This window comes from Kitasatospora sp. NPDC094028, assembly GCF_049543595.1.
In the GTDB taxonomy this organism is placed as follows: domain Bacteria; phylum Actinomycetota; class Actinomycetes; order Streptomycetales; family Streptomycetaceae; genus Kitasatospora.
Map to the genome: position 1 here is coordinate 99,099 of NZ_JBMVFA010000030.1, position 14,046 is coordinate 113,144.

The 14,046-nt window shown below is 72.8% G+C and carries 11 protein-coding genes; 6 read left to right on the top strand and 5 right to left on the bottom strand.

All coding sequences use genetic code 11. From position 1 onward, the window contains the following. Positions 1-169 precede the first annotated feature (169 nt). Positions 170-1,270 carry a dual-specificity RNA methyltransferase RlmN gene (gene rlmN / locus ACPC54_RS32520; protein WP_498969986.1) on the top strand — a complete coding sequence of 367 codons (1,101 nt, stop codon included), beginning with the start codon at positions 170-172 and terminating at the stop codon, positions 1,268-1,270. A 13-nt stretch (positions 1,271-1,283) separates the two neighbouring features. On the opposite strand, the gene ACPC54_RS32525 is transcribed toward rlmN, so the two are convergent. The 4 genes from ACPC54_RS32525 to ACPC54_RS32540 form a co-directional block, all read right to left on the bottom strand. Continuing rightward, complete coding sequence (locus ACPC54_RS32525; protein ID WP_498969988.1) at positions 1,284-2,435, bottom strand: hypothetical protein; 1,152 nt, start codon at positions 2,433-2,435, stop codon at positions 1,284-1,286. Positions 2,436-2,462: 27 nt separating this feature from the next. After that, positions 2,463-3,218: an ABC transporter ATP-binding protein gene (locus tag ACPC54_RS32530; RefSeq protein ID WP_498969990.1), complete on the bottom strand. Its 756-nt coding sequence runs from the start codon at positions 3,216-3,218 to the stop codon at positions 2,463-2,465. 280 nt (positions 3,219-3,498) lie between these two features. Continuing rightward, a complete protein-coding gene (locus tag ACPC54_RS32535; protein ID WP_498969991.1) occupies positions 3,499-4,893 on the bottom strand; it encodes an aspartate aminotransferase family protein in 1,395 nt (464 codons plus the stop codon). Continuing rightward, positions 4,890-5,363: an Lrp/AsnC family transcriptional regulator gene (locus ACPC54_RS32540; RefSeq protein ID WP_030306695.1), complete on the bottom strand. Its 474-nt coding sequence runs from the start codon at positions 5,361-5,363 to the stop codon at positions 4,890-4,892. The genes ACPC54_RS32535 and ACPC54_RS32540 overlap by 4 nt, the downstream gene beginning before the upstream one ends. Positions 5,364-5,662: 299 nt before the next feature. Here ACPC54_RS32540 and ACPC54_RS32545 point away from each other — a divergent pair, with 299 nt between their 5' ends. Beyond that, complete coding sequence (locus ACPC54_RS32545; protein WP_498969992.1) at positions 5,663-7,108, top strand: gamma-aminobutyraldehyde dehydrogenase; 1,446 nt, start codon at positions 5,663-5,665, stop codon at positions 7,106-7,108. 189 nt (positions 7,109-7,297) lie between these two features. Then, positions 7,298-8,656: an aspartate aminotransferase family protein gene (locus tag ACPC54_RS32550; protein ID WP_498969994.1), complete on the top strand. Its 1,359-nt coding sequence runs from the start codon at positions 7,298-7,300 to the stop codon at positions 8,654-8,656. A 49-nt stretch (positions 8,657-8,705) separates the two neighbouring features. Here ACPC54_RS32550 and ACPC54_RS32555 read toward each other — a convergent pair whose 3' ends face one another. Further along, positions 8,706-10,361 carry a PucR family transcriptional regulator gene (locus ACPC54_RS32555; RefSeq protein ID WP_498969996.1) on the bottom strand — a complete coding sequence of 552 codons (1,656 nt, stop codon included), beginning with the start codon at positions 10,359-10,361 and terminating at the stop codon, positions 8,706-8,708. Positions 10,362-10,645: 284 nt separating this feature from the next. Here ACPC54_RS32555 and ACPC54_RS32560 point away from each other — a divergent pair, with 284 nt between their 5' ends. The 3 genes from ACPC54_RS32560 (at position 10,646) to ACPC54_RS32570 (ending at position 13,676) form a co-directional block, all read left to right on the top strand. Further along, entirely contained in the window at positions 10,646-11,077 is a 432-nt protein-coding gene (locus tag ACPC54_RS32560) for a hypothetical protein (protein WP_498969997.1), read from the top strand. A 107-nt stretch (positions 11,078-11,184) separates the two neighbouring features. Next, entirely contained in the window at positions 11,185-11,949 is a 765-nt protein-coding gene (locus ACPC54_RS32565) for a hypothetical protein (protein ID WP_498969999.1), read from the top strand. 203 nt (positions 11,950-12,152) lie between these two features. Next, positions 12,153-13,676: a CoA-acylating methylmalonate-semialdehyde dehydrogenase gene (locus ACPC54_RS32570; RefSeq protein ID WP_498970000.1), complete on the top strand. Its 1,524-nt coding sequence runs from the start codon at positions 12,153-12,155 to the stop codon at positions 13,674-13,676. Positions 13,677-14,046 lie beyond the last annotated feature (370 nt).

The window sequence follows — 14,046 nt, forward strand, 5'->3', positions numbered from 1 at the left end:
GGGGGGGGGGGGTGCCTTCCCTCGGGGGGGGGGGGGGGGGGGGGGGGGGGGGGGCCGGGGGCGGGGGGGGGGGGGGGGGGGGGGGGGGGGGGGGGCCCGGGGGGGGGGGGGGGGGCCCCCGGGGGGGGGGGGGCGGGGCCCCCCCCGCGTCTGCGACACTGGAACAACCATGCCTAAGCCCGGAGAACTCACCTTTGTCGCGCCGCGCGGCGCCAAGCCCCCGCGACACCTCGCCGACCTGAGCCCCGCCGAGCGCAAGGAGGCCGTCGCCGAGCTGGGCGAGCAGGGCTTCCGCGCCAAGCAGCTCTCCAACCACTACTTCGGCCGGATGTCGAACGACCCGGCGACCTGGACGGACATCCCCGCGGCGAGCCGGGAGAAGCTCACCGAGGCGCTGCTGCCCGACCTGATGAACGTCGTCCGGCACGTCTCCTGCGACGACGACGCGACCCGCAAGACGCTCTGGCGGCTGTTCGACGGCACGCTGGTCGAGTCCGTGCTGATGCGCTACCCGGACCGGGTCACCATGTGCATCAGCTCGCAGGCCGGCTGTGGCATGAACTGCCCGTTCTGCGCGACCGGCCAGGCGGGGCTGACCCGCAACCTGTCCACCGCGGAGATCGTCGAGCAGATCGCCGCCGGGATGCGCTCGCTCAAGTCGGGCGAGGTCCCCGGCGGCGAGGCGCGGCTGTCGAACGTGGTCTTCATGGGCATGGGCGAGCCGCTGGCCAACTACAACCGGGTGCTGGCCTCGATCCGCCGGCTGACCGACCCGGCGCCGGACGGCTTCGGCCTGTCCCAGCGCGGGATCACCGTCTCCACGGTCGGCCTGGTGCCGGCGATGCACCGCTTCGCCGACGAGGGCCTGAGCTGCCGGCTGGCGCTCTCGCTGCACGCCCCGGACGACGAGCTGCGCGACGAGCTGGTGCCGGTGAACACCCGGTGGAAGGTCGCCGAGGTGCTGGACGCGGCGTGGAACTACGCGGAGAAGTCCGGCCGCCGGATCTCCATCGAGTACGCGCTGATCAAGGACATCAACGACCAGGCGTGGCGGGCGGACCTGCTCGGCCGGCTGATCAAGGGCAAGCGGGTGCACGTGAACCTGATCCCGCTGAACCCGACGCCCGGCTCCAAGTGGACGGCCTCGCGGCCCGAGGACGAGCGCGAGTTCGTTCGCCGGCTGCAGGCGCACGGCGTGCCGACGACCGTCCGCGACACCCGCGGCCAGGAGATCGACGGCGCCTGCGGTCAGCTGGCCGCGGCCGGCTGACCAGGGAGAGGGCCTAACGCAGCCCGGCGGCCGCCAGTGCGGCGGTCGCCCCGCCGGTCAGCAGCAGGGTGGTGCCGACCGCCAGGGTGCGCAGCGCGACCGCGCCGACCAGCAGCCGGGGCGAGGTGCCCAGGCGCAGCAGGGCGCCGGTGACGGCCCGGCGGTCGGTGCGGACCTCGGCGAGGCGCGCGACCACCGCGGCGGCGGCGCACCCGAGCACCAGGCCGGCCTCGACGGCGGGCAGGGCGTCGGCGCTGTCCGGAGTGCCGATCCAGTAGCGGATGGTGGTGAGCACCACCGCGAGGACGAGGGTGAGGACGGCCAGCGGCGGGCCGAGCCGGCGGGCCTGGGCGGTGAGCCCGCGGCCGGCCAGCAGTCGCAGCGGGGTGGGTCGGCCGAGCGCGAGCAGCCGGCCGGTCCAGCCGAGCAGCGGGCCGGTGAGCAGGGCCAGGCCGAGGGCGCTGGCGGCCCAGCCGCCGAGGGCGGCGGTGCTGGTGGAGCCGAGCCCGGCGGGCAGGTGGATGGGGCGGCCGTCCGCGGCGGCGCCGGGCCGCAGGGCGATGAGTTCGAGGGCGGCGCCGATCACCACGAGCCCGATCGGCAGCGCGATCCGCCAGGCGCCGAAGCCGGTGCGGCCGCGGGGGCGGCCGCCGGGCAGGGTCTCGGCGAGCGGCACCGCGCAGGCGGCGGAGATCCCGGAGGTGAGCGGCACCAGGGCGAGCAGGGTGACGGGCGCGGCGGCGGGCAGCGGGACGCCCATGCCGAGGTCGGGGGCGAGCGAGGGCCCGGCGATGTCGTTGCGCAGGACCAGGAAGAGCAGCAGGGTGAGCACGCTGCCGAGGGTGCAGGCGAGGGCGACCTCGCCGGCGATCAGGGCCCGGATCCGGGCGGAGCCGGCGCCGGCGGCGGTGAGTCCGGCGATCCGGGCGGGCCGGCGGGCGGGCACCGAGCGGGCGGCGACGGCCGAGAACCAGGCGACGGCGACGAGCGGCGGCACGCACCAGAGCAGCCGGACCAACGGGTCGGTGCCGCCGTGCGGGTCGCTCATGGCCCGGCCGAGGGAGCGCAGCAGGAAGGCGGCGACCAGGGCGGCGGCCACCGCGGTGAGCAGCCAGCGGCCGAGGTCGGACACCCGGTAGCCCCGGGCCAGGCGGAGGTAGAACACGGCGACTCTTTCAGCGGCTCGGTGTCGTCAGCGGCGGGTGGCCGTGACGGCGGACGCGCCGGCCGTGCCCGGGGCGGTGCCGCCGCGCGGGACGGGGGCGGCGGGTGCGGTGAGCCGTCCGTCGACGAGGGCGACGGCGCGGTCCGCGAACCGGACGAGCTCGGGGTCGTGGGTGGCCAGGACGAGGGTGAGCTGGTGCGAGCGGGCCGCGCTGGTCAGTATCCGCAGGACCTGGTCGGCGGCCTCGCGGTGCAGCGGAGCGGTGGGGTCGTCGGCGAAGACGACGGGCGGCAGCGGGGCCAGTGCGCGGGCGACGGCGATCCGCTGGCGCTGGCTCTGGACCAGCCGGTCGGGGCGCTGCCGGGCGATGTGGCCGACGTCGAGGCGCTCCAGCCATTCGTCCGCGGCGGTGTAGGCGGCCTTGTGGCCGGCGCCGGCGAGCAGGAGCGGCAGGGCGACGTTCTCCCGGGCGGTCAGTTCGGGCACCAGGTGGGGCTCGGAGCCGACGAAGCCGAAGCGGTCGCGGCGGAGCCGTTCGCGGCCGGTCCGGCCGAGGGTGTGCACGGGGGCGCTGTTGAACCAGACCTCGCCCTCGTCGACCGGGAGCTGGGCGGAGAGGCAGCCGAGCAGGGTGCTCTTGCCGGAGCCGCGCGGGCCGGTGACGGCGAGCACCTCGCCCTCGCGGACGCCGATCGAGATGCCGCGCAGGGCGGGGGTGCCGTCGTGGGACTTGACGATCCCTCGGGCCCACAGCACGTCGTTGTCGGGCGGTGCCGCTGGCATGGGGTTCCATCCTGGGTGGCCGCAGGGATATGACAGTCGTCAGATTAGAACGACCGGGGACGGGCGCGGTTGCGGCGCACTGGTCCATCACGGGCAAATCACCCGCATTCAGGCATGTTTGGTCGTGCGACTGTGATGCGACGGTGATCCACGGTGATGCCGTGCGGTGGCGTGCGGCGGTGTGTGACGGTTCGGCGGGCCCGGGGTGAACGCCGAAGGGCGGCCCCGCGGTGAAGCGGGACCGCCCTTCGGCGGAGGGTGGGGAAGAGGGCTCAGGGGATCAGAGCTTCGCCCACGCGTCGGTGAGGCTGGTCCGCAGGATCTGCTCGATCTCGTCGAAGGTCGACTGGTCGGAGATCAGCGGCGGGGCCAGCTGGACGACCGGGTCGCCACGGTCGTCGGCGCGGCAGTACAGGCCGTTGTCGAAGAGGGCCTTCGAGAGGAAGCCGTAGAGCACGCGCTCGGTCTCCTCGTCGTTGAAGGTCTCCTTGGTGACCTTGTCCTTGACGAGCTCGATGCCGTAGAAGTAGCCGTTGCCGCGGACGTCGCCGACGATCGGCAGGTCGCGCAGCTTGCTCAGGGTGCCCAGGAAGGCCGACTCGTTGTCGAGCACGTGCTGGTTCAGGCCCTCGCGCTCGAAGATGTCGAGGTTGGCGAGCGCCACGGCCGAGGAGACCGGGTGGCCGGCGAAGGTGTAGCCGTGCAGGAAGGTGTTGTCGCCCTTGTAGAACGGCTCGGCGATGCGGTCCGAGATGATCGTGGCGCCGATCGGGGAGTAGCCCGAGGTCATGCCCTTGGCGCAGGTGATCATGTCCGGGACGTAGCCGAACTTGTCGGCGCCGAACATGGTGCCGAGGCGGCCGAAGGCGCAGATGACCTCGTCCGAGACCAGCAGCACGTCGTGGCGGTCGCAGATCTCGCGCAGGCGCTGGAAGTAGCCGGGCGGCGGCGGGAAGCAGCCACCGGCGTTCTGGACCGGCTCGACGAAGACGGCGGCGACGGTCTCGGGGCCCTCGAAGAGGATGGCCTCCTCGACCTGGTCGGCGCACCAGCGGCCGTAGGCCTCGGGGTCGACGGTGCCGTCCGGGCCCGCCAGGTAGTGCGGGGCGCGGTAGATGTTGGTGTTCGGGGCCTTGTGGGTGCCCGGCACCAGCGGCTCGAACGGGGCCTTCAGGCCCGGCAGGCCGGTGATCGAGAGGGCGCCCTGCGGGGTGCCGTGGTAGGCGATCGCGCGGGAGATCACCTTGTACTTGGTCGGCTTGCCGATCAGCTTGAAGTACTGCTTGGCGAGCTTCCAGGCGGTCTCGACGGCCTCGCCGCCGCCGGTGGAGAAGAAGACCTTGTTCAGGTCGCCCGGGGCGTAGTTGGCCAGGCGCTCGGCCAGCTCGACGGCCTTGGGGTGCGCGTAGCTCCAGATCGGGAAGAACGCGAGTTCCTTGGCCTGCTTGGCGGCGACCTCGGCGAGCTCGGTGCGGCCGTGACCGGCCTGCACGACGAACAGGCCGGCCAGGCCGTCGATGTACTTCCGGCCCTTGTCGTCCCAGATGTACGTGCCCTCGCCCTTGACGATGGTCGGCACGGGGGAGTTCTCGTACGACGACATGCGGGTGAAGTGCATCCACAGGTGGTCGTAGGCGGTCTTGGAAAGGTCCTTCTGCGCCGGGTCGGCTGTCATCGGGTGCCCCAGGTGTAGGTCTGTTTCCGGAGCTTCAGGTAAACGAAGCTCTCGGTGCTCCGCACGCCGGGAAGCGCGCGGATGCGCTTGTTGATCATTTCGAGCAGGTGCTCGTCGTCCTCGCAGACCAGTTCGGCCAGGAGGTCGAACGAGCCTGCGGTGCAGACGACGTAGTCGACCTCGTCGAGGGCGGCCAGCGCGTCGGCGACGGGCTCGATGTCGCCCTCGACCCGGATCCCGACCATCGCCTGGCGGGTGAAGCCGACGGTGAGCGGGTCCGTGACGGCGACGATCTGCATCACGCCCTGGTCGAGCAGCTTCTGGACGCGCTGGCGCACGGCCGCCTCGGACAGGCCGACGGCCTTGCCGATGGCGGCGTACGGGCGGCGCCCGTCCTCCTGGAGCTGCTCGATGATCGCCTTGGAGGCGGCATCGAGGGGAACGCTCGCGTTCCGGTCGCGGTTGGCCACGCGGCCACTGTGCCCGATCGTTCCCCTGTTCGCAAGCGCGGAAACTGCTGATTTCGTCGAGATCTCGGAAAACCCGTACGGATTTCATCGCCATCGTGGACTCGACCTGTCGATCACGGCAGTCGTACGGCTACTGTGGCACGGTACGCGCGCCGCCCCGCGGCACCGCGCGCGTACCGCCACCAGTGGACCGCGACGCCCCAGGCCCGGCCACTCGGCACCCTTCGTACGGCGGACCCGCCGACGTACCATGGCGCCGGAATCTGCAATGCCGCAGGCCCAGACCGAGGAGAAGATCCGTGAGCGACCTTCGCACGCTGCGCAACTACATCAACGGTGAGTTCGTCGACGCGGCAGACGGCCGCACGCTCGACATCGTCGACCCGACCACCGGCGAGGCGTACGCGACCTCGCCGCTGTCCGGCGCCGCTGACGTGGACGCGGCCATGGCCTCGGCCGCCGCCGCGTTCCCGATCTGGCGCGACGCCACCCCGAGCACCCGCCAGAAGCTGCTGCTCAAGATCGCCGACGCGGTCGAGACCCGGGCCGACGAGATCGTCGACGCGGAGGTCCGCAACACCGGCAAGCCGCGCGGGCTGACCCTCTCCGAGGAGATCGGCCCGATGGTGGACCAGATCCGCTTCTTCGCCGGTGCCGCCCGCCTGCTGGAGGGCAAGGCCGCCGGTGAGTACATGGACGGGATGACCTCGATCATCCGCCGCGAGCCGGTCGGCGTCTGCGCCCAGGTCGCGCCGTGGAACTACCCGATGATGATGGCCGTCTGGAAGTTCGCCCCGGCCATCGCCGCGGGCAACACCGTGGTGCTGAAGCCCTCGGACACCACCCCGGCCTCCACCGTGCTGCTGGCCGAGATCATCGGCGGCGTGCTCAAGGAACTCGACCTGCCGGCCGGCGTCTTCAACGTCATCTGCGGCGACCGCGAGACCGGCAAGCTGATGGTCGAGCACCGGACCCCGGCGATGGCCTCCATCACCGGCTCCGTCCGCGCCGGCATCCAGGTCGCCGAGTCGGCCTCCAAGGACGTCAAGCGCGTCCACCTGGAGCTCGGTGGCAAGGCCCCGGTCGTGGTCTTCGAGGACGCCGACATCGCCGAGGCCGTCGAGGGCATCTCGGTCGCGGGCTTCTTCAACGCCGGCCAGGACTGCACCGCCGCCACCCGCGTGCTGGTGCACGAGTCGATCCACGACGCGTTCGTCGAGGCGCTGGCCAAGGCCGCGGCCGAGACCAAGACCGGCGGCGTCGACGACGAGGACGTGCTCTACGGCCCGCTGAACAACGCCAACCAGCTGAAGCAGGTCGCCGGCTTCATCGAGCGCCTCCCCGCCCACGCCAAGGTCGAGACCGGTGGCCACCAGGTCGGCGACAAGGGCTACTTCTACGCCCCGACCGTCGTCTCCGGCCTGAACCAGGACGACGAGATCATCCAGAACGAGGTCTTCGGCCCGGTCATCACCGTGCAGAAGTTCACCGACGAGGACCAGGCCGTCGAGTACGCCAACGGCGTCGAATTCGCGCTGGCCTCCTCGGTGTGGACCAAGGACCACGCCCGGGCCATGCGGATGTCCCGCCGCCTGGACTTCGGCTGCGTCTGGATCAACACCCACATCCCGCTGGTCGCCGAGATGCCGCACGGCGGCTTCAAGAAGTCGGGCTACGGCAAGGACCTGTCCTCGTACGGCTTCGAGGACTACACCCGGGTCAAGCACGTCATGACCGCGATCTAGCGGGTCGTGACCGTCCGACGCAGGATGACCGCGATCTGAGTCGGTCCGCAGGTCGAACGAACGAACAGTTGGCGGGCCCGGGTCGACACGACCCGGGCCCGCCCGCCTTTGCACCCTGTCGGTGCGGCGCGCGAGCGGCTGACAGCATGGAACTGCCCGGGCGGGCCGGAACTCCCTAGCCTTACCGCCATGAGCATCCCCACCGCTGACTCAGCCGCCGGCCGGGCGGTCAAGGCCGCCGACCGCGCGCACGTCTTCCACTCGTGGTCCGCCCAGGCGCTGATCGACCCCCTCGCGGTGGCCGGCGCCGAAGGCTCGTACTTCTGGGACTACGACGGCAACCGCTACCTCGACTTCTCCTCGCAGTTGGTCAACACCAACATCGGCCACCAGCACCCGAAGGTGGTCGCCGCGATCCAGGAGCAGGCGGCGAAGCTCTGCACCCTCGCGCCCGGCTTCGCGGTCGAGCCGCGCAGCGAGGCCGCCCGGCTGATCGCCGAGCGCACCCCCGGCGACCTGGACAAGATCTTCTTCACCAACGGCGGCGCCGAGGCCAACGAGAACGCCATCCGGCTGGCCCGGCTGCACACCGGCCGGCAGAAGGTGCTCGCCACCTACCGCTCGTACCACGGCGCCACCGCCAACGCGATCGCCCTCACCGGCGACCCGCGGCGCTGGCCGAACGAGACCGGCGTCTCCGGCGTGGTGCATTTCTGGGGCCCGTACCCCTACCGCTCCAACTTCCACGCCGAGAACGAGGCGCAGGAGTGCGAGCGCGCGCTCGCGCACCTGGAGCAGGTGATCGCCTTCGAGGGGCCCGGCACCGTCGCGGCGATCATCCTGGAGACGGTGGTCGGCACCGCGGGCATCCTCGTCCCGCCGCCGGGCTACCTGGCCGGGGTGCGGGAGATCTGCGACCGGTACGGCATCGTCTTCATCCTCGACGAGGTGATGGCCGGCTTCGGGCGCACCGGCGCGTGGTTCGCCGCCGACCACTGGGGGATCACCCCGGACCTGCTGACCTTCGCCAAGGGCGTCAACTCCGGCTACGTGCCGCTGGGCGGCGTCGCGATCAGCGCGGAGATCGCGGCCGACTTCGCCGAGCGGCCGTTCCCCGGCGGGCTCACCTACTCCGGGCACCCGCTCGCCTGCGCCTCGGCCGTCGCCACCCTCAACGCCATGGCGGAGGAGGGCATCGTCGAGAACGCCGCGCACATCGGCGAGACCGTGCTCGGCCCCGGCCTGCGCGAACTGGCCGAACGGCACCCCTCGATCGGCGAGGTCCGCGGGCTCGGCGTGTTCTGGGCGCTCGACCTGGTGAAGGACCGGGAGACCCGCGAACCGCTCGTCCCGTACAACGCGGCCGGCGCCGACAACGCGCCGATGGCCGAGCTGGCCGCCGCCTGCAAGCGGCGCGGGCTGTGGCCGTTCGTCAACATGAACCGCTTCCACGTCGTCCCGCCGTGCACCGTCACCGAGGAGGAGACCAAGGCGGGCCTCGCGGTGCTCGACGAGGTGCTGTCGCTCACCGACGCGCACACGGTCTGACGATCAGTCATATCCAGCCCCGAGTGCGCTCGTTCGCCCGGGGCCGCCGCTATCGGCGGACGGCGTCCAGGGCGAGCAGCGCGACGTGCAGGGACAGGCAGGACTCCACCTGGTCGAGGTCCACGCCGAGGATGCGCTCCACCTTGTGCAGCCGGTCGTAGAAGGACGGCCGGGACAGGTGCGCGGCGTCGGCCGCCGCGGACTTGTTCCGGCCCTGCTCCAGGTAGATCCGCAGCATCTGCACCAACTGCCCGTTGTGCTCGGCGTCGTGGGCCAACAGCGGCCCCAACTCCCGCTCCACGTAAGTCTGCAGGCGGGCGTCGTCGCGCAGCAGATGCAGCAGGCCGCGCAGCCGGACGTCCGGCAGCCGGTAGTAGGCGGCGGCCCGCGCGCCGCCGGGGGCGTCGTGCAGTGCGGCGTCGGCGACCTGGGTGGCCTCCAGCAGGGTGCGCCGGGCGTCCCGGACGGCGCCGACCGAGGAACCGACCGCGACCACCGGGCCCCCGGCCCCGGCCTCCGCCCACCCGGCCTCGGCGGACATCCGGCGCAGCGCGGCCGAGAAGGAGTCCAGCGCCGCGTGCTCGTCCTGCTGCGCGCCGAGCGCGATCAGCAGGCCCACGCCCTCGTCGTCCAGCGCGCCGACCAGGGCCGACAGCCGGCAGGCCCGGACGGCGCCGGCCGCCAGCTCGGTGAAGTCGCGCAGCCGGGCCTGCGCCTCCAGCGCGGCGGGGATCGGCGCGCGCCGCCGGCGCAGCACCACCCCGACCAGCCGGCGGCCCTCCAGCGGAACGCCGAGCGCCTGGGCCCGCAGCGCCACCTCGGCGACGGTCAGCGCGTGGGTGAGGATGCCGGACAGCAGGGTGCGGTGGGTCTGCCGCTCCAGGCTCTCCCGGTCGCGCACCACCAGCCGGTTGAGCGCCAGCGCGGACGCGCCGCGCTCCAGCAGCATGGCGTGCGGGTGCGGCTCACCCCCGGGCAGCGGGCCGGGCTCCTGGACGAGGACCAGCCGGCCCCAGTCCTGGCCCCGGGCACCGACCGCGGTCACCAGCCAGCCGCTGCGCGGGTCGTGGCCGGTGCGGCCGGGCGGGCGGACCCCGCGCGAGCGGCGCTCCCAGTCCTCCAGCACCTCGGCCTCCGGGCGCCCGGCGGTGTCGTGGGCGAGCACCTGGTGCGCCAGGTTCTCCAGCACGACCGGCGCGCCCGCCATCCGCGCCACCTGGCGGATCACCTCGGGCGGCTCGGCGCCCTCCACCACCAGCTCGTTGAACACCTGGTGGACGGACTCGGAGATCCGCAGCTGCTCCAGCTGGGCGTTGACCACCAGGGCGTGCACAGCCTCGGTGACGGCGACGAAGCGCACCTCGCGGCGGAGGGTGATCAGCGGTAGCCCGCGCTGCTCGGCGGCGCGCACCAGCGCGCGGGGGAGCGCGTCGAGGTAGCGCCGGCCGTACTCGACCACCAGTCCGGCCACGCCGAGCTCGTCCAGGTCCCGGACGTAGCGGGCCAGGCCGTCGCGGTCCTCGGGCAGCGCGATGCCGGTGGTCAGCACCAGCTCGCCGCCGCGCAGCATGCCGGCGACGTCGGCCAGTTCGATGACGTGGACCCAGCGGACCGGCCGCTCCAGGTGGTCGCCGCCGGCCACGACCTGGGGCAGACCGCGTCGCATCACCTCCAGGTCGAGCACGCGGGCGACGGTGGGGAGCATCGCGGGCCTCCAGGCGGGGGGAGGGGCCGGGTTCCGGAATGCGGGAATTCCGCGAATCCCGGAATTCCGGACCAGGGTGTCAGGTGAATCATCCATCGTGGCGACGTCCTGTTGTTCGTCCTGCCGTCCAGTCGTTCTTTCCGCCCGGCAGAGCCGTCGCCCGGGAAAGCGTGGCCCGACCCGTGTAAGAGAAGGCGGCCGTCCGCCTCTCCTTCGTGACGGCGGGTCGCGATCGCCCCGCCGCACCCCAGCGGTACGAGTGGCGAGAAGCGGGGAGAGACGACATGGAGAGCACCGGACTGCACTGGCTCACCCGGGTGATGCCGGACCCGGCGGCCTTCCGGGCCCACTGGGAGCGCACCGGACTGGGACTGATGCCGCTGCCGGCCGGCCGGCACTGGGACGTCCTGTCCGTCCCCGGGCGGCTCGGGCACCCCGCCCTGGAGGTCCTGGACGCCGGCCCGTGCGGCCCGGTCCTCGCCGACTTCGACGAGGACCTGGTCAGCTTCCTGGTGCCGGTCGGCACCGCCGCCCGCTGGGTCGGGACCGGCGTGCGCGGCTCCGGGGAGGGCACCTGGATCGTCGTCCCGCACCCCGACCGGGTCAGGCGCCGGGTGCGGTGGCTGGTGCCGCCGGACGGGTCCGGCCGGCTCACCGACCCGATGCTGCTGGAACTGGCGCTGCACGAGGCGGCGGCCGGGCTCAGCGACTGGTGAAGCCGGTGGCGCCGTCGAGCGGCCGCGCGATCGGGTGGGCGCATGATCGGGTGGGTGCGCGATCGGACGGCGGCGCGCGCAGTGGGCGGTCGCGTCAGACTGGAGACGTGACCACCGCCCCGCACGCCGTCGACCCGTCCCTGCGCCCGGGCCCGGCCCAGCTGCGCCTCGCCGCCCTCGCCGCGCCCGTCTGCACGCGGTACGGGCTCGCGCTGGCCGGCGGGCACGCGCTGCGCGCCCACGGCGTGGCGGCGTGCGCGCAGGACGGGCTGACCCTGGCCACCGGCGGGGCCGACCTGCCGGAGGTGGCCGCCGCGCTGACCGAGGCCTACCGGGCGGCGGGCGGCGGCGTGGCCGAGCGCCCCGGCACGCCCCGGTTGGAACAGCTCACCGTGCGGCTGGCGCTCGGCGCGCGCACGCACTCGGTCGAGCTGCGGAAGGAGCCGCTCGGCCACCAGCCGGTCCGGCTCGACCTCGGTGCCCCCGGGCCGGACGACGAGACGGTGACGCTGCCGGTCGTCGCCCTGGAGGACGCGGCGGCGCTCACCACCACCTTGCTCGTCGACCGGGGCATGCCGCGCGACCTGATCGACGTCCACGCCCTCACCGCCAACTACCGGGAGGGTGAACTGATCGCGATGGCAGGGGAGTTGGACCCGGATTTCCAGCCCTCCGGGCTCGCCGACCGGCTGGAGACCCTGGCCGAGGCGGCGGACGGCCGGTTCCGCGCCCGGGGCGTCCCGGCGGGGGAGGTGGAGGGGCTGAAGCGGTGGGCGCTGGAGTGGGCGCAGGATCTGCGGCTGGACCTCCTGGAGACCCAGGAGGAGGCGGACGGGCTGCACGACCCGTACCTGGAGGACGAGGAGTCCTGAGCCCGGGAGCCTGAGCCGACCGGACGACCTGTAAGGCTGAATCCGCGATCCCCGTCAGCCTGTTCGTTGAGCCAGGGCCGGGACGCCGACCAGACTGGAATCCGAGCGCGGTGGCTCCGCGAAATCCCCGCCGGCCGGCCCCCGTGCCGGCGGCGCCGGACCGGAGGCAGGACCGCCGCCCGGACTTCGGAGGCAGACGGACCTTGAGCAAGCACATCATTCACTGGATCGGCGGCAAGCCGGTCGCCACCGCCGGTGCCGCGCCCCGTCGCGGTGAGATCTTCGACCCGGCCACCGGCCAGGTCGCCGGCCACGTCGACTTCGCCGGGGCAGCCGAGGTCGACCAGGCCGTGGCCGCCGCAGCCTCCGCCTTCACCGACTGGCGCACCGCCTCGGTCGCCAGGCGGACCACGGCGCTCTTCGCCTTCCGTGAGCTGCTGAACGCCCGCCGCGACGAGCTGGCCGCGATCATCGTGTCCGAGCACGGCAAGGTCCACTCGGACGCGCTCGGCGAGATCGCCCGCGGCCTCGAGGTCGTCGAGTACGCCTGCGGCATCCCGCAGCTCATCAAGGGCGGCTTCACCGAGCAGGCCTCCACGGGCATCGACGTCTACTCGATCCGCCAGCCGCTCGGCCCGGTCGCGATCATCTCGCCGTTCAACTTTCCGGCCATGGTGCCGATGTGGTTCTTCGCGATCGCCATCGCGGCCGGCAACACCGTCGTGGTGAAGCCCTCGGAGAAGGACCCGTCCGCGGTCAACTTCCTCGCCGAGCTGTGGCGGGAGGCCGGCCTGCCGGACGGCGTCTTCAACGTCGTGCACGGCGACAAGGTGGCCGTCGACCGGCTGCTGGAGCACCCGGACATCAAGTCCGTCAGCTTCGTCGGCTCCACCCCGATCGCCCGCTACGTCTACGAGACCGGCACCCGGTACGGCAAGCGCGTACAGGCGCTGGGCGGCGCCAAGAACCACATGCTCGTCCTGCCGGACGCCGACCTCGACCTCGCCGCCGACGCCGCCGTCAACGCCGGGTTCGGCGCGGCCGGCGAGCGCTGCATGGCGGTCTCCGTCCTGGTCGCGGTCGACCCGATCGGCGACGAGCTGGTCGACAAGATCAAGCAGCGGATCGCGACCCTCAAGGTCGGCCCCGGCTGCAACGGCGACTCCGAGATGGGCCCGCTGGTCACCGGCCAGCACCGGGACAAGGTCACCTCGTACGTCGAGTCCGGTATCGCGGACGGCGCCGAGCTCGCGGTGGACGGCCGCAAGCACCCCGTCACGGCAGAGGACGCGAACGGCACCCCGACCGCGGACGGCTTCTGGCTCGGACCCACCCTGTTCGACCACGTGAAGCCGGGCATGTCCGTCTACAACGACGAGATCTTCGGCCCGATCCTCTCCGTCGTGCGGGTCGCCTCCTACGAGGAGGGCGTGGCGCTCATCAACGCCAACCCGTACGGCAACGGCACCGCCCTCTTCACCAACGACGGCGGTGCGGCCCGGCGCTTCCAGTTCGAGGTGGAGGTCGGGATGGTCGGTATCAACGTGCCGATCCCGGTCCCGGTCGCCTACTACTCGTTCGGCGGATGGAAGGCCTCCCTGTTCGGCGACGCCCACGCGTACGGGCCGGACGGCGTGCACTTCTTCACCCGGGGCAAGGCGGTGACCCAGCGCTGGCTGGACCCGTCCCACGGCGGCATCAACCTCGGCTTCCCCACCAACAGCTGAGCCGGCCGGCCGGGTCTGCATGCCCGGCGAGCAGGCAGGCCGGATCCCGGGGACGGGGCCCGGCCTGCGTGCTTTGCCCGTCGTTTGCATCCGGTGGCCGGAGCGCGTAAAGTTCTTCGAGCTGCCTGGCAGGGAGCACCGGACACGCATCTGCGCGGACGGTCCCGGGGTAGCCAATCCTTCGAAACACCACTTCCTGGTTCGCGCCGGTCGCGTTTGCGTTTTCGCATCGCGGCAGGGTGCTTATTCGGTGTGCGCGTTTTATCGGATTGCGCTCGGACTCGGCTGGATTCGCTTTTCGGAGCGGGGATCGGCTAGAGTTTGAAACGTCGGACAGGGCGTCAAGCCCCGGAAGACACCGGCGAGTTGG